Genomic DNA, 19,400 nt, shown 5'->3' on the forward strand with positions numbered 1-19,400 from the left:
AATCTCCCTTACATTATATATCAGCATTGTTGTAAAACTAGAAAATTAAATTACAATTTAGAACTATGCTAAATTTATTATACAGCTATTTATTTTGAAAGCAAATTGTTTTTCATTATCTGATTTTTAATTTTATCTATGTTATAAAAAACCTCCTTGACAATGGATTCTTTTGAGCATATTATTATCTAGTAATTTAGTAAATTACTAATTTAGTAATCGAGGTGCTTTTATGAAAATCCCAACAACTTTAAAACATAAACCGGTCATTGTTTCGGAAAACTATGAAAATATTGACGGCAGAGCGGCGTATCATTCCGACGCGAAAGGGCTTTCCCTTGGCCTCGCGCAGTGGAACGACCGCGGCAAAGTGGATATTTCCGCGAAAGTCTGGCGTTACACCGGCGAAAAATGGTCCCGTCAGTCCGAAGAGCTGCCGCTGCACCGCGTAATCGACCTTGCTATTCTCATTTGCAGGGCAAAACAATACTGCGCGGATTCCTACCGCTTTGAAAAACTGTACGATCCGGAGCATACCACAATCGACCGCATTGGCCTTCAAGGGGACGCAATGACGGTTTCGGTCTGCACGGATAACCCCATGATTGACGACGACATCAAGCTTTTTACACAGGTGCTCAGCGACAACGACGAACTAATCAGTGAACGGTTAAGGACACTCTCACGCATTCTGAAAGAAATGGGGTATTAAGGTGGATAAACAAAATAAGAAAGAGCTGGCGGCGGCCTACAAAGAACGAAAAGTTGTCGGCGGAATTTACGCGATTGTGAACAGCGGGAACGGGAAGATGCTTCTGCTTTCCACCTGCGATATGCAGGGCAGCCGAAACCGGTTTGAATTTTCGAAAAAAACCGGTTCCTGCATCAACCTGAAACTGCGGGAAGACTGGCAAAAATACGGAAACATGGCTTTTGATTTCACGGTACTGGCAGAGCTTATGAAAAAAGAGAGCCAGACCGATCAGGAATTTGCGGAAGACATCGCTACCCTTCAGGAATTATGGGCTGAAAAGCTTCTCGGGAAAAATTTGTATTAAATATACGAATTCTTACTCCATTCGCCTTGGAATCTTTGTATTTAAAATTATATAATTATATTGACAAGTTATATAACTTTGGTATAATTTTAATTGTAAAGCAAGAAATTTTAGATTGGAATGAGCAGGATGGACCGAAATGTATATAGTCTTGTGCTGATTGATGAGGTCGTAGATGCGGTTGACCGAATGGCCTATGAGAAAAATACCAGCCGCAGCAACCTGATTAACCAGATTCTTGCGGAATATCTTTCCTGTCCAACGCCGGAAATGCGGATGCGGGATATTTTTGAAAGCGTGGACCGGCTGATGACGGGACTGGGCAATTTTCAGATTCAGTTTCAGCCGAGCGACGCCATGATTTCGATCCGCAGCGCGCTCCGGTACCGGTACAAACCAACCATACGTTACACCTTGGAGCTTTACCGCATTTGCGGGCCGACCGTCGGCGAGCTGCGGGTTTCCACGCGCACGCAAAGCCAGTCTTTGATTACCATCCTGACGGATTTCTTTGCTTTTTGGTCGGCGCTGGAAAACAAGTATATCGCCTCGTATTTCCCAAACGGAAAGGTGCTGTGCGAGGTGGAGACAGGCCGTTACACAAGGCAGTTCCTTCTCCCCCGCGACGAATCCCAGCGAACCAATGAAAATCTTGCGGCCGCCATATCCGATTACATCCGCTCATTCGATAAGAATCTGAAACTTTATTTTTCCGGGCTGGAGGATTTGGAAGCGGCTGAGGAAGCAATCGAAAAAAGTTATTCCCGTTACGTAAAAATCAGTGAAGTAATTTGAACAACCGTGAGCGAGGAGGCAGGATTTTATGAACGCTCAAAAATTCACGCAGAAATCCCTTGAAGCCATTCAGGAAGCGCAGAATATCGCGATTCAGAACAATAACATGCAAATTGAAGAGGAGCATCTGTTTCAGGCGCTGCTGTCCCAGGAAAACGGGCTGATTCCCCAGCTTTTCAAGAAGATGGGCATCAGCACGGAAGCGGTTTTGGAAAATGTTAAGAAGCAGGTGGCAAAACTTCCGGGCGTTACCGGCCCGGGGCGCGAGTCGGGAAAAATCTATGTCTCCGCCGACGTGGACACGGTACTGGTCGACGCGGAAAAAGAAGCCGGGCGCATGAAAGACGAATACGTTTCGGTCGAACATATCATGCTTTCCATTTTGAATAGACCGAATCTTGCCGTGCGGGCGGTTCTCGACTCTTTCGGCATCAGCCGGAACCAATTTCTCTCCGCGCTTTCCACCGTTCGGGGAAATACCCGGGTTACAAGCGACACGCCGGAGGAAACCTACGACGCGCTTGCAAAATACGGGCAGGATTTGGTACTGCTTGCGAAAAACCATAAAATCGACCCTGTTATCGGAAGGGACTCGGAAATCCGCAACGTCATCCGCATCCTTTCCCGCAAGACGAAAAACAATCCGGTTCTGATCGGCGAACCGGGCGTTGGCAAAACCGCCATTGCCGAAGGGCTTGCCCTTCGAATTGTGCGGGGCGACGTTCCGGACAATTTAAAAGAGAGAAAGCTGTTTTCGCTCGATATGGGCGCGCTGATTGCGGGCGCGAAGTTTCGGGGCGAGTTCGAGGAAAGGCTGAAAGCCGTTCTGAATGAAGTAAAGAAGAGCGAAGGCCAAATCATCCTGTTTATCGATGAACTGCACACCATCGTCGGCGCGGGAAAGACCGAAGGCTCCATGGACGCGGGCAATCTTCTGAAACCAATGCTTGCGCGCGGCGAACTGCACTGCATCGGCGCCACAACTTTAAATGAATATCATCAGTATATTGAAAAAGACGCGGCGCTCGAACGGCGTTTCCAGCCGGTTATGGTTGAGGAACCGAGTGTGGAGGACACCATATCGATTTTAAGAGGCTTAAAGGAACGGTATGAGGTTTTCCACGGCGTAAAAATACAGGATCAGGCCCTGATCGCCGCGGCGGTACTGTCGAACCGGTATATTTCCGACCGTTTCCTGCCCGATAAAGCGATCGACCTTGTAGACGAAGCCTGCGCCATGGTTCGCACCGAAATTGATTCCATGCCGGCCGAACTCGATGAAATTTCGCGCAAAATCATGCAGCATGAAATTGAAGAAGCCGCTTTAAAGAAGGAAACCGATACCCTTTCGAAAGAACACTTAAAGGAAATCCAAAAGGAACTGGCCGATCAGCGTGAAAAGTTCAAGGAAATGAAAGCGAAATGGGAAAACGAAAAGCAGGCGATTTCCAAGGTGCAGAAGCTACGCGAGGAAATCGAGCAGGTCAACGCCGAAATTGAAAAGGCGGAACGCAATTATGATTTAAATAAAGCGGCGGAATATAAATACGGCAAGCTTCCCGAACTGACCAAGCAGTTGGAAGCGGAGGAACAGATTGCGGAAAAATCGCAGGCTACCGGTTCCCTGCTTCGCGACCGGGTAACCGATGAGGAAATCGCGAAAATTATCGCCCGCTGGACGGGCATTCCGGTTGCCAAGCTGATGGAAGGCGAACGCGAAAAGCTGTTAAAGCTGGACGATATCCTGCATCAGCGCGTCGTTGGGCAGGACGAAGCCGTGAAGAAAGTAACCGAAGCGATTCTTCGCTCCCGCGCGGGCATTCAGGACCCGAACCGCCCCATCGGCTCGTTCCTGTTCCTCGGCCCCACCGGCGTCGGCAAAACCGAGCTTGCCAAGGCATTGGCACAGACCCTGTTCGACGACGAGCACAACATGGTGCGCATCGATATGACGGAATACATGGAGAAGTACTCCGTGTCCCGTTTAATCGGAGCGCCTCCGGGCTATGTCGGCTACGAGGAAGGCGGCCAGCTGACCGAAGCGGTCCGCAGGCATCCGTATTCCGTCGTCCTTTTCGACGAGGTGGAAAAAGCGCATCCCGATGTATTCAATATCCTGCTTCAGGTTTTGGATGACGGGCGCATCACCGATTCACAGGGCCGCACGGTTGACTTTAAGAATACCATCATCATTCTGACTTCGAATTTGGGTTCAAGCTGCATTCTTGACGGAATTGAGCCGAACGGGCAGATCAGCGAAGAAGCAAAAGCACAGGTGAACGCCATGCTGAAACAGCAGTTCCGGCCCGAATTCCTGAACCGTCTGGACGAAATCGTCTTCTATAAACCGCTTACCCGTACCGAAATCGACAAGATTGTCGTCCTGCTGATTGAAGATTTACAGCGGCGGCTGGAAGAAAAGCAGTTAACGGTAACCCTGACGCAGGCAGCAAAAAATTATATCGTTGATCAGGGCTATGATCCCGTTTACGGCGCACGCCCTTTAAAGCGATTCATCCAGAGTAAAGTCGAAACGCTGATCGCAAAAGCGATTATCTCCAGAGATTTAAAACCGAGAACCGAGCTGACCGTCGACTACGCGGACGGCAAGCTGACGCTGCGGTAATAAAGAACAGAGGAGCAGATTATGGAATATAAAAGAATCGGAGACACCCTTATCGCCCGCATCGACCGCGGGGAAGAAATCCTGCAAAGCCTGAAAACCATTTGCGAGAAGGAAAATGTCCGGCTTGCCAGCGTTTCCGCCATCGGCGCGGTTGACCATGCGGTTGTCGGGCTATACCGGGTCGATGAGAAAAAATATTATAAAAACACGTTCGACGGTGAGATGGAAATGACCTCCCTTTCCGGAAATGTCACCGAAAAGGAAGGTCAGGTATATCTGCATCTTCACGCGAATTTTGCCGGCGCCGACGGAAAGGTTGTCGGCGGGCATTTAAATGAAGCGGTCATCAGCGGCACCTGCGAAATGTTTATCCATACCCTGCCAGGAAATGTCGGTCGCAAGCCGGACGAAGAAACCGGACTGAATGTGTTTGCTCTGTAATTGAATCTTAGAAACAAGCGGCTTCGGAGCGGTGTACATCACTCCGGGGCCGCTAATTTTAAAATACTTACCAGCGTTTATATTCTAAACTTTCTAAAGTAGATTTCAAATGCTTATAATCGTTCCCGGACACGACCGCATACTGCCCTTTTAAAGTATCGAATATGATGTATCGATCTTTTTGGTCATAAAGTTAATAGCCAAAATCCAAATCAGAGGAACCGCTGTGTTCCCCTCTTAAATCATATTCCGGATTCTTTTTGCCGACTATATTATCATTATCATCGACATACTGGTCATATTTCAGATGTCCAAGAAAATCCTTCAATCTTTTTTCATTTTGCTTTATTTCCGCATAATTTCTACGAATAATAGAGCCCTTTTGGATTTGTTGATTTTGAAACACTCGGATGATACCCTGCTTCTGCACGAGATAAGAAGTACCCATGAGTAATAAAATAGCCATTATGAAACATGTAGCAATCGCAAATATATTTTTCTTACATTCCGACTTCTGCAATAAACAATATCACCTCTTATGCATTCGGATTTCCCTACATACAACCGGGAGGTTCGAAAAGCTTTCACGTTAAGTAAAATATGGGGATTGGATAGGGAATCCTTACCATATTACTCTATCTATATAATCAGCGGTACCATAATAATTTGAAAAATCTGAAATTTTATAGTTTAATGTGATGTTATCCTCATTACCCCATCCAATATTAGGAAGCGTAGTTCCTGTATTATAAAAATCACCGTTTAATTCAAAATAAATTGTATGAGAATTCTCCAAATTTAAAAATAATGTTCCACAAAACTGTTTGCTGATTTCACAGTATTCCTGATTCAAATGAACGCTGATAACCTTAGATATTCCATGGGAACCAGTGTTTTCAATTGTTTGACAATAAAAGCGAACGGTTGGTTGATATTGAGGCCACAGTGGCACAGTCGTCGTTATCACTCGGTACGTTTTTCCATCCATGAAAACATTCGAAAAGGTTTCATTTAATTGTTTCCTGACAACATTTGACCGCGATTTCGTATCCTTTGCGATTTGGTCTACTAACTGATCAATGGTTAGTACATCGCTAATTTTTGTAGCCTGAATATTTATCGAATCACTAAAAGTATCTTTTGATTTATAATGTGAACCTATTGCCAGTGAAAGCACAACAGAAAATATAAGAATTGTGCAAAATAACAAAACTTTTTTTTTGATCTTCATGACAACCTCTTACCATTATAAAAATAAAAAAGTCATCAGGCCAACCTTTTTTCAGAAAATATTTAGTAATATGCGTATATATTACTATTTCCCTAATAGAATATTACGCTATTAATTCTTTTTTGTCAATACAATATATTTACACCTAATCCATATAATGTTTTATCCTCCATTTCTTATGGGATATGGTATAATAGTTATAAAAAATTATAAGGGTGAGATTCATGGTAAAACATATCGTAATGTGGACATTGAATGACGAAGCAAAAAGAGACTGCGAAAAAATCACGGCCGATCTGCAAAAGCGTTTCAAATCGCTGCTGGGTGTTGTGGACGGCCTGAAAGCGATTGAAATCGGGCACAATTACAACGGCGGAAAATATGACTTGGTGCTGCTTTGCGAATTTGATTCTAGAGAAGCACAGGAAAAGTACCAGACGCATCCCGCACACGTGGCGATCAAGGAAATCGTGCATTCGCTTACCTGCGGCAGGGAATGCGCCGACTACAAAATCTAACCGTTAAAAAACTCCCTCTGGCGAAAAAACCAGAGGAAGTTTTCCTATTTAAATCTCCGCTTCTTTCGGCGCCTTTCTGCCATAGCCCAGAATAACCGCAACCGCAACCGCCGAAAGCAGTCCCAGTATGCCGCCAAACCAGAACGGCGCGTCGGAATTGATCTTATCCCACATTACGCCGGCAACGGCGGAGGAAAGCAAAAGGCCGATTCCCTGCAGCATGCCGTACAGTCCCAGCACCGTACCCTTAAACTCCTTTGGAGAGGCTTCTGCAATAAACGCGCGTTCCGCACCGCTGATAAAGGCGGTGTAGGCTCCGTATGCGACAAACAAAAGAAGGATGCCTGTTTTGGAAGTCAACAGGGCAAACCCCAGATAAACCAGACCATAAATCAAATAGCCGGGAACCAAGATGGCGCTCCTTCCGAACCGGTCGGAAAGCTTCCCCGACGGGATGGCCAAAATGGCCGCGGACAGGTTAAAAATCAAATAGAGGAGCATCACCTGGGAAGAGGTAAATCCACGCGACTTTGCTTTTAAAAGAAGAAAAGTATTGGAAGAGTTGCCAAGACAGAACAGGAAGATAACACCCAGATAAAGCTTTAGCTTATTATCCAGCTTCAACCCGCGAAAAGAGAGTTTTTCATTTTTCTGCGCAGTATCCCGTTCTTCCCGAACCAGCGGAATAAGGAGAATACCGATTACTCCCGGTATAATCGACCAAAGAAATGCCGTTCTGTATTGCATATTCTTTGCTACAAATAAAAAAGCAAGAAAAGCACCGATGGAAGAGCCTGCCATATCGAGCATTTTATGAAGCCCGAAAGAGCCGCCCAGCTTTCCTTGTTCGCTCGACTGCGCAACCAGCGCGTCCCGGGGCGCGGTACGGATTCCTTTTCCGGTGCGGTCAACCACCCTTGCCGCCAGCACGCCCGTCCATGAAGAGGCACAAAGCAAAATCAATTTGTAGATAACGGAAGCGGAATACCCCGCAAACGTCAGTTTTTTCTTATTATGATAAACGTCCCCGATGTAGCCGCTGAACACCTTGAGCAGGGAGGCAATGCTTTCCGCGATTCCTTCGATCATTCCTACGATTGCAGGCGTCGCGCCGAGCGAAGCGGTGAGAAACAGCGGGATAATGGGATACACCATCTCCGTGCTCATATCAACAAACAGGCTTACCAGCCCAATGAGTATAATATTGGACAGTACTTTTTTCTTCTGCATCATTTCGGTCGCTCCAATGTATGTATATTCTGCTCTATACATAACCATAGCGCTTATATAAGAAAAAAGCAATACGTAAATTGCATTCTCCGGCTATTGGCCGTTGTCGATATATCCGTAAAGATCAAACAAGGGATAATTTTTGCAGTCGTTCAGAAGACCTTTATAGAACAGAAGGGTATCCCGAATCGTTCCGACTCCGTGTTTCACTTCAAAACGGATATACGCCTGCGCATGCTGGGACAATTCCAGAATTCCTTTTTGGAGAACCGGAAGAAAAGAATTCGCTGGGCCAAAATTTTCCTCGTTCAAGATGGTCCAACCGCTGGACGCGGCAATCAAGTCGCGGATATCCCATGAAATCACATGGCATTCGCCCGCTTTTCGCCATTCATTTTCCTGTATCTTTAATTGCAGCAGCACACAATAATTCATCCCGTATCCTCCAACAAACCCCTATATCGTTATTCGAAACCTGCGGCATTTTTTCGGGGCAGGCTGCAAAGTAGATAAAAACCTCAGGCTGTAAAACATTCCGAAGTTTAAGGCTCCAAGTCTCCCCGCATGAAACGCATATATTCCGCGGGGATGGGATAATCCCCGGATATTATCTCAGCCGCCGCAATTCCGTCCGGTATAGTTGGGCTTGTTTCCTCCTGTTTGAAAATTTCATCCCCAATCTTCCGACTGTTTGTTATTTAAATATAACACGAATCTTCATAAATTCTTGATGAATTGCAAAAAACAGGAAAAACTTCCAAAAGATTCGGTAAAACCTGCTTTTTGTTACCGGATAACCGCAAAAAGGACCTGAAACAAATTGTTCAGGCCCTTTAACATTTTTATGCTTGCTGATGGCTATTGTAATAGGCAAAGGAAATCAGCACCGTTAAAATACAGATTGCCGCATAAAGGAAAAACAATTTGCTTTGCAGTCCGCCGGAAAGGACAAAAACAGATCCAAGCGTTGCAAGAACTGGCACGGCCACACCGCGAAAAGCGCCTTGAATTTCTCCCTTTCGGTATAATGTGAACACCTTGTAATAAAGCACAATGTAAAACAGATAGCTCATTACAATGGAAATTTCCGAAATATCGGAATTGGGAAGCAGCGAAAATTTTACGGTAAGAAAATGCACCGCCGACCAGAACAGGGTAATGAAGTAGCAGAAAACGGCTGAATGAACCGGCATCTCCTGTTTGCCGGACTGCTTTTCCAGAAACCCCGAAAGCGGGAACATTTTCTCCCCGCGCAAAGCCATGGAATACGGCATGCGGATGTAACCGAGTATAATGCCGTTCACCGTTCCCATCACCGCGATAATCACAAAGATCAGGATCAGCTGTGCGCCAAGGCCGCCGAACAATTTATCTGCAACGGCGTAAACGTGCGCATCCTGCATCTCGATAATTTTCTGAGGCGGGAGCAAGCTGGAAACGCCGATAAAATAAGCGACGTAAGTCGCCAGAATAACAAGCGGCGCTATGACCAGAGCTTTGGGAAGGTTCTTTTTGGAATCACGGATTTCGGAAGAGATGGTAGTCGAGATTGTCCATCCGTCAAAAGAGAACGCCACCGGCCCGATTGCCGAAAGCCATGCGGCGCCTTCCAGCTTTTGCACCGGGATACTTTGAAACCCCGCGGAAGGGTTGCCGAAAAGGAGACCGCACATGGCAATTACAAGGAGCGGAATCATTTTCACCACAGTGGAAAGATTCTGGAATCCGCCGCCAAGCTTCGCGGAAAGGGAATTCATCAGAAAACAGAACGTGTAAAAGAGAAACCCGATCAGCATCTGGTTTTCCAGCGTGCCCTTCCAGCCGAATAAAAGGCAGATATAGATTCCCACTACCCATGATACAACCGCCGTAATGGTGGGGAAATAAACAAATATTTGAAACCAGCCCATCCCGCAGGCAAATTTTTCGCTTACAAATTCTTCAACGTAGGTGATAATCCCCCCGGGCCGGTCGGTACGGGAGGCAAGCTCGCTGATGCAGAGCCCGCCGAAAATAATGCTGGTCGCACCCAGCAAAAAAACAACGACGCCCAGCAGGACATTCCCGCCGGTAGCGGAAAGAATATTGTCGCTTTTAAAGAAGATACCGGAACCGATACAGATTCCGATAATCATCGCAATGGTTGTGAAAAGCCCGTAATTGCGCTTTGTTTTTTCCAAGTTTCATTCTTCTTCCTTTTCAAATAGCAGCACGCCTATTTTAGCACATACGAACCATTTTGAAAAGCAGAATGAAACAAATTTACTGTTTTTTCCCGTTGCGTTCACAGGCCTGGCAGGAGGAGCATTTCGAGCAGTCTCCGCAGCACCTGTGCCTGTGTTTTACGGAATAACGTATCGCCAGTACAAGCAGTACGGCAATAATGGCCAGAATAACATAATCCGCGATCTGCATAATTCCTCCAAATCCGCCGGTTAACGGCAAAAGAAAAGTCCGATATGGTAAACAAGGTAGGCGGCAATCCAGGCAATGCCTGTTTGGTAGAGCACAACGGCAACCGCGCTCCTTCTGCTGTTCATTTCATGACGAACCGCACTGATTGCGGCGACGCACGGCGTATAAAGCAGCGTGAAAATCAGGAACGACCACGCGGTTAACGGGGTAAAGAGGGAGGACAGCGCCGTCGACAAATTGGAAACACTGGTTCCCGTTAAAACCGTCAAAGTACTGACAACCGCTTCTTTTGCGGTAAAGCCGGTAATTAGAGCCGTGGATGCACGCCAGTCGTTAAATCCAAGCGGTTCGAACAACGGAGCGATCAGCCGTCCGATACCGGCAAGCATACTGTCTGCGCTGTTCGACACGACATTGATTCTTGTATCGAAGGTCTGCAGGAACCATATGATGATGGTTGCCACAAAAATGACGGTAAATGCGCGCACTAAAAAGTCCTTCGCCTTATCCCACATCAGCAGTCCGACGCTTTTCGCGCTCGGAAGCCGGTAATTGGGAAGCTCCATGACAAAAGGAACCGGATTTCCGTGAAAAACCGTATTCTTCAGGATAAAGCCGCTGACAATGCCGATCAGCATCCCGATGACATAGAGAGACGTCATCACGAGCGCCGGATGCTTCGGGAAAAAAGCGGCCGTAAAGACCGCGTAAATCGGCAGCTTCGCACTGCAGCTCATAAAAGGAGTCAGGAAAATCGTCATTTTGCGGTCCCGCTCGCTGGATAAGGTTCTCGTCGCCATAATGGCCGGTACGGAACAGCCAAACCCGATCAGCATCGGCACGAAACTGCGTCCGGAAAGCCCGATTTTACGAAGCAGCTTGTCCATGACGAACGCGACCCTTGCCATATAGCCGCTGTCCTCGAGAATCGAAAGGAAGAAGAACAGCACGACAATGATCGGCAGAAAGGAAAGGACGCTGCCGACTCCGGCGAATACCCCGTCGATAATCAGCGAGTGCACGACGGGATTAATGCCGTAGGCGGTCAGCCCCGCGTCGGCCAGTCCGGTTACAAAATCGATTCCGGCGGATAAAACCGCGCTCAGCACGCTTCCGATTACGCCGAAGGTAAGGTAAAAAACGAGCATCATAATCAAAATGAAAATCGGAATGGCAAAATATTTATGGGTTAAAACCATGTCGATTGCAACGCTGCGCCGGTGTTCCTTTGACTCGCCTGTTTTTACAACCGAATCCGCGCAGAGCTTCCCGATAAAGGTATAGCGCATGTCCGCCAGCGCGGCTTCACGGTCGGTTCCAAGCTCGTGCTCCATTTCTTTCACGCTGTGCCCGACCATGTCCTTTTCGTTTTCGGAAAGGCCCAGCGCGTTGAGCATGGGGTCGTCGCCTTCCACCAGCTTGGTTGCGGCGAAACGGGAAGGCACGCCGATCCGTTCCGCATGATCCTCCACGAGATGGGCGACGGAGTGAATCGCCCTATGTACCGCGCCGGAGCAAAAATCCTGCCGTTTCGGAAGCTGCTTTGCGCCGGCCGTCGCAACCGCCGTTTCAATCAGCTCGTCGATTCCGTCGTTTTTGCTGGCAGAGATCGGGACCACCGGAACGCCAAGTTCCTCCTGCAATTTTTCTATCTTAATGGTTCCGCCGTTTGCGCGAACCTCGTCCATCATATTTAAAGCAACGACCATCGGCAGATTTAATTCAATTAACTGCATGGTGAGGTAGAGATTCCGTTCGATGTTTGTCGCGTCAACGATATTGATAATCCCGTCTGGATGGTCTTTCAGTAAAAAATCGCGGGTTACGATTTCCTCATTGGTATAGGGTGACAGGGAATAAATTCCCGGAAGATCGACGACCGTAGCTTCCCGATGGTCTCGGATAATCCCGTCCTTGCGTTCAACCGTAACACCCGGAAAATTTCCTACATGCTGGTTGGAACCGGTCAGCTGGTTGAAGAGTGTCGTTTTGCCACAGTTTTGGTTCCCTGCAAGCGCAAAAATCATCGGCTGATCTCCCCCTCGACTTCTATATTTTTTGCGTCGTCAATCCGAATAGTAAGTTCGTAACCGCGAAGATGAATTTCAATCGGGTCGCCCATTGGCGCAACCTTACGAACCATAACCTCCGTGTGGGGGGTAAGCCCCATATCGAGAAGCCTTCGGCGAAGCGCCCCTGCGCCGTTTACAGCAATAATCTTCGATGTTTGGCCGATTTTTAATTCATTTAACGTCATAAAAAGCCTCCGTCTTCGACTCAGTTGTTAGCTTCTGCTAACTCATATTGTATGCCCACCTCCCGGGTTTGTCAAGGCACTGGAAAAAGATTAACCGAAATTCCGAATCCTACGTTTTTTCCGCCCTTTTTTCTATGAAAGATCACTATAACAACCCATACTGTATCTTCCAATACAGCATATGATACGCCGGTTCGAAAAATCACTTCGAAAAGTGGACAGAACGGGCAAAGAAAAAGGCGGTCCGTAACGAACCGCCTTTAAATCAGAATTCAATTGTTTTCAGTACCTCCTGAATTGCCTGCGCGGAAGCCGTCAGTTTCTGCTGTTCTTCCTCGCTTAACGGAATATCCAGCACCCTTTCAACCCCGGTGCTGCCGACAATCGTGGGGACGCCCATACAGACCCCGCTGATGCCGTAATGCCCCTCAATCAGGCTGGATACCGGCAAAATAGAGTGCTCATCGCGCAAAATGCATTCGGCGATACGGCGGACTGCCATGGCAATTCCGTAATACGTAGCGCCTTTTTTGCGAATGATTTCATACGCGCTGTCCCGGACCCCTTCATAAAGCTTCTGCATGGTTTCCATATGCCTGTAGTGCCCGCACATCTCACAGAACTGGCTCAGCGCAACGCCGGAAACATTCGCGCTGCTCCAGACAGCCAGCTCGCTGTCGCCGTGTTCCCCGATAATAAAGGCGTGAACGCTGCGGCTGTCCACATTGAGATGCTGACCTAAAAGGTATTTCAGCCTTGCCGTATCCAGTACCGTACCGGAACCAATAACGCGGTTCGGCGGAAAACCGGAAAGCTTCAGCGCGGCATAGGTCAGGATGTCCACCGGATTCGATACAATCAGCAGAATCCCCTCGCATTGGCGCTTTTTGATTTCAGGGATAATATTTTTAAGAATGCCTACGTTTTTCTGCACCAGGTCGAGGCGCGTCTCGTCCGGCTTCTGGTTCGCCCCCGCGGTAATGATGATAAGCCCGCAGTCCTGTATATCATCGTAACTGCCCGCGTAAATTTCCATCGGACGGGCAAAGGGCATGCCATGGCTTAAATCCATTGCCTCTCCCTCCGCCTTGTCGCGGTTCGCATCAAGTAAAACCAGTTCGGAAAAGAGCCCGCTTTCCACAAGGCTGAACGCGGCGCTTGCTCCGACAAGCCCGCAGCCGATCATTGCGCATTTTCGGACATTTACCATTTTACATTCCCTTCCTTTTTTAAATAGTAGAGTAATTAATCGATTGCAAAATTACCGTCTTTGAACACCTGAATTTTACGTCCGTCGAAAGTGGTGCCGGTGATATTCATATCGTCGCTGCCGAACATGAAATCGCAGTGGATTTTGGAGTAATTGGAGCCGAGCTTTTCCAGTTCCTCCCGCTTCATTTCCGTACCGTTTTTCAGGTTGTCGGGGTAGGAAGCGCCAAGCGCGAGGTGGCAGGAGGCGTTCTCGTCAAACAGGGTATTCCGGAATAAAATTCCGGACTGGGAAATCGGAGAATCGTAAGGAATGAGCGCGACTTCACCGAGATAACGGCTGCCCTCATCAAATTCGATCAGGTTTTTCAAAGTTTCCTGCTCTTTTTTCGCGCTGAAATCTGTTACTTTCCCGTCTTTGAAATCAAGATAAAAGTCTTCGATCATTTTTCCCTGATAACTGAGCGGTTTTGTTGCGTAAACGCGTCCCTGCGTGCCGAATTTGTAAGGCATGGTGAATGCTTCCTCGGTCGGCATATTCGGGTTAAACACCGCGCCGTTCTGCGCCGGACTGCAGCCGCCCGCCCAGATATGATTCGGAATCAGCTCCACCGTCAGATCGGTTCCGGCCGCATTCGTGAAATGCAGGGATTGAAAACGGAAGTCGTTCAGCATCCGGCAGTGGCGCATCAGATCCTGATTATGCTTCTTCCATTCTTCCACAGGGTCGTTGTCCGCGGAAACGCGCACACTGCTCAGCACCGCATCCCATAAGGATTCCAGCGCCTTTTCCCCGCCCATCTCCGGAAACACCTTTTTCGCCCATTCAACCGTTGGAATCGCTACGATAGACCACTGCCCGACATTCGCCATCGTGTAATATTCGAAGGGCTCAAACGCGGTTTCCTTCGCAATACGGACGGTCTGCATTTTCTGGCCGTCCACATCGGCCATCAGCCCCGGCGTGGCGGATTCAATGTATAAGAAACAGCATTTTTTATCAATGCAGTTCTTTCTTTGCTCAATACGCCACGGGGCAATATTGGCCAGCGTTTCCGTACTTTCATGCTGAAAAGCCATTTTTGTAATCTTCTCGTCTTCCCAAACGACGAGCACTTCGCCTGCGCCCGCCTGATAGGCCTCTTCCACGCACATACGCGTAAAATAGGCGCAGTCCACGGAGGAAGAAATCACCAGCATCTGTCCCTTTTGCACGTTCGCGCCAACGCAGACGGCAAGCCTTGCGTATTTCCGTAATATATCCTGTGAAACCATAAAAATGAACCTCCAATTTTATTTTTAATCTTCCTAAATTTGACTTGTTTATACGACGGAGTACAGCCGCTAACCCCATCCTTGATTCTGTAATTTTTTTCCGGTCTCATTTAACCGTTTTCGCCGCTCACGGTAATCGGGAAGAACGTTTTCCACGAGCTTCCAAAACTGCGGGGAATGGTTATGCTCCCGTATATGCGCCAGCTCATGAACAATAACATAATCAATTTCTTCCGGGGCGGCCATCATCAGCTTCCAGGTGAAATTCAGGCGGTTTTTCCCGGAACAGGAGCCCCAGCTTGTGTTTGCCGAACCGATGCGGACACCCGACGGGGTCAGCTCTGTTATTTTCGTATAGTAAACAATCCTGTCCTGAATATAGGCTGCGGCAACCGACTGATAGACACGCTTAATCTGTAGCAAGAGCTGTTCCGGTTCATCAGAGTGCACCAAGATGCTTGTCCCGTCAAAACCGGAGCGGTCGCTTAGCCTGACCGGATATTCCCGGCCCATCAGGGGCAGCATCGTACCCGGACAAATCTGCAAATTCCGGCGCGCTTCCGCACGCTGCCTGCCCTGTAAGGACTTTTCCCGAATCCAGTCCTGTTTTTCGCAGACAAACCGGTCGATCACACTTTGCGCCGCGCGCAGGGGAGCACGCACAATAACCGCGCCTTCCCGGTCGATACAGATCGCGATCGTTTTCCGGCGGGAACGAATCAGCTGATATTCCATCATTTCCCCTTGCGTTTCAAGTTCCGAATCACGGTTTTCATATTGTCGTCCACCCGGTAGGATTCGGTTATTTTTTGCAGCGTCTTGTTAAAAGTCCAGTCGTCCAGACTGTTATTCTCCAGAAAGCGCATGGTCTTGTCCTGATATTTCACAAAGCAGACGGACAGCGCCCATGCTACAGCCATCTTTACATAATATCCGTCGTGCCGGATTTCGTCATAGATTTTCAGAATGCGGTCTATGTATTCCTCCGTTATAAAATAATCCATCAGCATGATTACCGCAAAACGAAGGTCAAATTCCCGTTGGCTTTTCAGATACGGCTGCAAAAAAGCAAACAGTTTTTCCTTCTCCTTTGCCGCCGTTTTAAACGTGGAGCAGCAAACGTCGCAGATTTCCCAGTTGTTGATTTTCGGCACAAAATCCGCAATCCGGGCAAGCGTCTCGTCCGGCGGCATTTTGGCGTATCCGATGACAAGTCCCTGCAAGATAATTTCCTCTAAGCTTGCATCCTGCGCGCCATCCAAAAAGGCTCGCCAGTCGCCTTTCGCAATCTGCTTTGCGAGCGCGCGCAGCTTCGGCACACGCACACCAAGGACGTTTTCCGCTCCGGGTATCAATTTATACTGAAGTTTCTGATATGGTTCGTCGGACAATGTTTTTAAATGCTCTGCCAATGTGGCGGAATCGGTATATTGAAAATTCTCTCCCATCATTTCACCTCAAGTAAGTTCTGGCAATCCCATTATATATTTTTTCCCTGTAAAAAACAACAGCCGCCTTGGCGGCGGCTGTTCGATCACTGTTTACTTTTGCTGAATCATATTTTTGCTGCCAAAATAGGTTGCAAGGAAATAGCCTCCGTAGATCAGAAGGAAAAGAGCAGCGGTAAATAAAGTATTCCCCAAAATGTCCAGGTGGCCGAGAACGGCAACCAGATTATTGGCCACATGGATTCCCACTGCGGAATGAACAAGGGCAAGGGACAGCGGGATAAAGAAATAAATTCCGATTTGTCCCAGCAGTGCGCGGTTGATCATCTTCTCCTCCGCGCCTAATTTCCGGAGCAATCCGTAGCGCTCCGTATTGTCCGACGCTTCGGAAAGCTGCTGAAGGGCAAGAACGGCCGCGCTGGTAATCAGGAATACCAGCCCGATATAGATTGCCAGATAGGATATGATCGTCCTCAGTCCGGCGGCATTTTCATACACCCCGGCTTTCGAAATCATCTGGTCAAAGGGCCAATTCGGATGCGAACCGCGTTTTGCGTCCAGAAGCTTCGTAAATTCCTGTTCGTTGATTCCAGCCTTATATTGCACATTCAGCACCGCTGTTTCCACTTTCAATCCTTTTACCAGATCGTCCGGCACGATCAGCGTACCGATATCCTGCTGTGAATACGTAGTGAAAAGGCATAATGTTTGCATCCCATTTTTCGCGTAGGTCAGGTCTGTGCCGTTCAGCTTCACTTTCCCGTTTTGATTGAGAAAGGATTTAATCGCCGGCGTGAACTGGCTTACCGTACAGTTTATCGCAAATTCATCGGGTTTCAGGGTGATAACGGGTTTCCCCTGCAAAACCGCCGCATTGTTGTAATCGGAAACCGACAGAATGCCGGCTGGCATCTTTTGCAGGTCCTTAAAGTTTCCGTAATACTTTGGAATCTTATCCGCGTCATAGATCTCGCCGTATTTGATATTGGAGCTGTAGCCGGTTATTTGCGTATATCCCTTTAGATAACGGTTCAAATCGACTTTGTCATTCCTCAAATTTTCGGCGATATTTCCGATATTCGGCCTATCCTTGTTCGCAACGCATTTTAAAGAAATATCGTAAGGGGTCGTTTCGTTCAGGCTCTTGGTCAGAACATTGGCAAGCCCCATACCGGTCGAAAGCGTCCCGATCGTGATCAGAAGCATAATGCAGATGACCGACATCGAAACAAAGGTGGTATTGATCTTCGAATTGATCTGCCGCAGGATGAACATATTTAAGTTTTTAAAATACAGACCTTTATTCATCTGCACCACACGAAGTAAAAAGCCGGAAAGGGAAAAGAAGAAAAGAAGCGTACCGATGCAGCCCAGGATGATCGAAGCGGCAAACATGTCATTAAACTGCATCATACCGTTTTTAATAATCAAATGATAGGCGATACCCAGACAGATAACCGAAATAAAAAACAGGAAGACGGAAACCGATAACTTTTTGATTTTCAAGGTTTCATTCTTTTTCCCGGCCATAAGCATGTCGATCAATTTCAGCTTGGAAATCGAAACGGTATTAAAGACCATAACAATCAGAAAAATAATTCCGAAGTAAAGCAGTGTTTTATAGAATGCGTTTATCGAAAAAGTAAATGTAAAGGCTTTCAGATTTACTTCGAACAATTTTGCGGTAACAACACTCAGCCCCTGAGAGGCAAAAATGCCGACGACCAGACCGGTTGCAAGGGCGAAAAGTCCGATTAAAAGGGTTTCGAAAACGATCATCTGCGAAATTTTTCCCTTTTCCATTCCGAGCGTCATATAAATGCCAAGCTCTTTTTTGCGCCGCTTTATTAAGAATTGGTTTGCATAAACGATCAGGAAGCCGAGGATAACGGAGATAAAAACCGATACGTAGGCAATCATCTTTGTCAGCGCCTGAATGCTGTCGTACTGCGACGAACTGAGCTGGAGCATGGCTGTCTGCGAGTCAATCGCGTTAAACATATAAAACAGACATACCCCAAAGGTCATGGTTAAGAAATAAACGGTGTAATCCCGAATGCTTTTCGTTACATTTTTTAAAGCAAGCTTACAGAACATTGGAATTGTCACCTCCGAGCAGGGTTACAACTTCAATGATTTGGTTAAAGAACTGTTTGCGGGTGCTTTCGCCGCGGATAATCTCATCGAAAATTTTCCCGTCCTTAATAAACAGGATGCGGTGGCAGTAGCTTGCGGTAAACGCGTCGTGAGTAACCATGAGAATCGTGGCGTCCAGATTCCGGTTCAGCGTTTCAAAGCTTTCCAGTAGCATGCGCGAGGATTTCGAATCCAACGCGCCGGTCGGCTCATCCGCCAAAATCAAGGAGGGGTTTGTTACGATTGCCCGGGCGGACGCAACGCGCTGTTTTTGGCCACCGGACATCTGGTACGGATATTTCTGTAAAACGTTCTCGATTTCCAGCTGCTTTGCAACCTCATGAACACGGACATCAATTTCGCCGGATGCGGTTTTGATGATGGAAAGGGCAAGCGCGATATTTTCATAAGCGGTCAGCGTATCGAGCAGGTTAAAATCCTGAAAAATAAAGCCCAGCTGCTCGCGGCGGAACTGCGACAGCTTTTTTTGATTCAGCTTGGTAATATCCATCCCGTTAATGATGATATGCCCGGACGTTGCGGTATCAATGGTGGAAATGCAGTTTAGAAGGGTGGTCTTTCCGCTTCCGGAAGCGCCCATGATTCCAATGAACTCCCCTTTTCCCACTTCAAAGCTGATATCGTCAACCGCCTTTGTAACGTTTCCTTTGTTGCCGTAATATTTTTCAATATGTTCAACCGTTAAAATATTCTCCATTCTGTTTCTCTCCTTTTTTGATTGTATTAACAGTATAATACAA

General features: G+C 47.4%; 20 protein-coding genes. 6 read left to right on the forward strand and 14 right to left on the reverse strand.

Translation table 11 applies throughout. The features are described 5' to 3' along the window. Nucleotides 1–232 precede the first annotated feature (232 nt). The 5 genes from OUY18_RS07460 (at nucleotide 233) to OUY18_RS07480 (ending at nucleotide 4,920) form a co-directional block, all read left to right on the forward strand. Nucleotides 233–712 (forward strand): DUF6530 family protein, encoded by a 480-nt coding sequence (locus tag OUY18_RS07460; RefSeq protein WP_268058134.1) that lies wholly within the window; start codon nucleotides 233–235, stop codon nucleotides 710–712. A gap of 1 nt (nucleotide 713) precedes the next feature. Beyond that, complete coding sequence (locus OUY18_RS07465; RefSeq protein ID WP_268058135.1) at nucleotides 714–1,058, forward strand: GIY-YIG nuclease family protein; 345 nt, start codon at nucleotides 714–716, stop codon at nucleotides 1,056–1,058. A 129-nt stretch (nucleotides 1,059–1,187) separates the two neighbouring features. Next, nucleotides 1,188–1,853, forward strand: a complete 666-nt coding sequence (locus OUY18_RS07470) for a CopG family transcriptional regulator (RefSeq protein ID WP_268058136.1) — start codon at nucleotides 1,188–1,190, stop codon at nucleotides 1,851–1,853. A 28-nt stretch (nucleotides 1,854–1,881) separates the two neighbouring features. Continuing rightward, the gene (gene clpB, locus OUY18_RS07475; RefSeq protein WP_268058137.1) at nucleotides 1,882–4,479 is read left to right on the forward strand and encodes an ATP-dependent chaperone ClpB; all 2,598 of its coding nucleotides are present in this window, start codon (nucleotides 1,882–1,884) and stop codon (nucleotides 4,477–4,479) included. 21 nt (nucleotides 4,480–4,500) lie between these two features. Then, a complete protein-coding gene (locus tag OUY18_RS07480) occupies nucleotides 4,501–4,920 on the forward strand; it encodes a PPC domain-containing DNA-binding protein (RefSeq protein ID WP_268058138.1) in 420 nt (139 codons plus the stop codon). A 193-nt stretch (nucleotides 4,921–5,113) separates the two neighbouring features. Here the strand turns inward: OUY18_RS07480 and OUY18_RS07485 are convergent, their stop codons facing one another. Then, nucleotides 5,114–5,440 carry a hypothetical protein gene (locus OUY18_RS07485; RefSeq protein WP_268058139.1) on the reverse strand — a complete coding sequence of 109 codons (327 nt, stop codon included), beginning with the start codon at nucleotides 5,438–5,440 and terminating at the stop codon, nucleotides 5,114–5,116. Between the two features lie 102 nt (nucleotides 5,441–5,542). After that, nucleotides 5,543–6,151 carry a hypothetical protein gene (locus OUY18_RS07490; RefSeq protein WP_268058140.1) on the reverse strand — a complete coding sequence of 203 codons (609 nt, stop codon included), beginning with the start codon at nucleotides 6,149–6,151 and terminating at the stop codon, nucleotides 5,543–5,545. 224 nt (nucleotides 6,152–6,375) lie between these two features. Between OUY18_RS07490 and OUY18_RS07495 the strand changes: the two genes are divergently transcribed. Then, complete coding sequence (locus tag OUY18_RS07495) at nucleotides 6,376–6,669, forward strand: Dabb family protein (protein WP_268058141.1); 294 nt, start codon at nucleotides 6,376–6,378, stop codon at nucleotides 6,667–6,669. Nucleotides 6,670–6,717: 48 nt separating this feature from the next. On the opposite strand, the gene OUY18_RS07500 is transcribed toward OUY18_RS07495, so the two are convergent. The 12 genes from OUY18_RS07500 to OUY18_RS07555 all read right to left on the reverse strand — a co-directional run bounded on the left by OUY18_RS07500 (nucleotide 6,718) and on the right by OUY18_RS07555 (nucleotide 19,357). Continuing rightward, nucleotides 6,718–7,902 (reverse strand): MFS transporter, encoded by a 1,185-nt coding sequence (locus OUY18_RS07500; RefSeq protein ID WP_268058142.1) that lies wholly within the window; start codon nucleotides 7,900–7,902, stop codon nucleotides 6,718–6,720. 90 nt (nucleotides 7,903–7,992) lie between these two features. Then, entirely contained in the window at nucleotides 7,993–8,334 is a 342-nt protein-coding gene (locus OUY18_RS07505; RefSeq protein ID WP_268058143.1) for a hypothetical protein, read from the reverse strand. 407 nt (nucleotides 8,335–8,741) lie between these two features. Next, complete coding sequence (locus OUY18_RS07510; protein ID WP_268058144.1) at nucleotides 8,742–10,079, reverse strand: APC family permease; 1,338 nt, start codon at nucleotides 10,077–10,079, stop codon at nucleotides 8,742–8,744. A gap of 82 nt (nucleotides 10,080–10,161) precedes the next feature. Further along, entirely contained in the window at nucleotides 10,162–10,314 is a 153-nt protein-coding gene (locus OUY18_RS07515) for a FeoB-associated Cys-rich membrane protein (protein ID WP_268058145.1), read from the reverse strand. A 20-nt stretch (nucleotides 10,315–10,334) separates the two neighbouring features. Then, a complete protein-coding gene (gene feoB, locus OUY18_RS07520; protein WP_268058146.1) occupies nucleotides 10,335–12,341 on the reverse strand; it encodes a ferrous iron transport protein B in 2,007 nt (668 codons plus the stop codon). Then, nucleotides 12,338–12,571 (reverse strand): FeoA family protein, encoded by a 234-nt coding sequence (locus OUY18_RS07525; RefSeq protein WP_268058147.1) that lies wholly within the window; start codon nucleotides 12,569–12,571, stop codon nucleotides 12,338–12,340. Before OUY18_RS07525 ends, feoB begins: the two co-directional genes overlap by 4 nt. 265 nt (nucleotides 12,572–12,836) lie before the next feature. After that, nucleotides 12,837–13,781, reverse strand: coding sequence for an L-lactate dehydrogenase (locus OUY18_RS07530; protein WP_268058148.1), 945 nt, complete (start codon nucleotides 13,779–13,781; stop codon nucleotides 12,837–12,839). Nucleotides 13,782–13,816: 35 nt separating this feature from the next. Further along, the gene (locus OUY18_RS07535) at nucleotides 13,817–15,055 is read right to left on the reverse strand and encodes an aminopeptidase (protein ID WP_268058149.1); all 1,239 of its coding nucleotides are present in this window, start codon (nucleotides 15,053–15,055) and stop codon (nucleotides 13,817–13,819) included. A gap of 69 nt (nucleotides 15,056–15,124) precedes the next feature. Further along, a complete protein-coding gene (locus tag OUY18_RS07540; protein WP_268058150.1) occupies nucleotides 15,125–15,790 on the reverse strand; it encodes a M48 family metallopeptidase in 666 nt (221 codons plus the stop codon). Next, nucleotides 15,790–16,503, reverse strand: coding sequence for a DNA alkylation repair protein (locus OUY18_RS07545; protein WP_268058151.1), 714 nt, complete (start codon nucleotides 16,501–16,503; stop codon nucleotides 15,790–15,792). The genes OUY18_RS07540 and OUY18_RS07545 overlap by 1 nt, the downstream gene beginning before the upstream one ends. 93 nt (nucleotides 16,504–16,596) lie before the next feature. Next, nucleotides 16,597–18,600 carry an ABC transporter permease gene (locus OUY18_RS07550; RefSeq protein ID WP_268058152.1) on the reverse strand — a complete coding sequence of 668 codons (2,004 nt, stop codon included), beginning with the start codon at nucleotides 18,598–18,600 and terminating at the stop codon, nucleotides 16,597–16,599. Continuing rightward, nucleotides 18,590–19,357, reverse strand: coding sequence for an ABC transporter ATP-binding protein (locus OUY18_RS07555; RefSeq protein ID WP_268058153.1), 768 nt, complete (start codon nucleotides 19,355–19,357; stop codon nucleotides 18,590–18,592). The genes OUY18_RS07550 and OUY18_RS07555 overlap by 11 nt, the downstream gene beginning before the upstream one ends. Nucleotides 19,358–19,400: the final 43 nt, after the last annotated feature.

Origin of the sequence: Caproiciproducens galactitolivorans, from assembly GCF_026672255.1 — a bacterium.
In the GTDB taxonomy this organism is placed as follows: Bacteria; Bacillota; Clostridia; order Oscillospirales; family Acutalibacteraceae; genus Caproiciproducens; species Caproiciproducens galactitolivorans_A.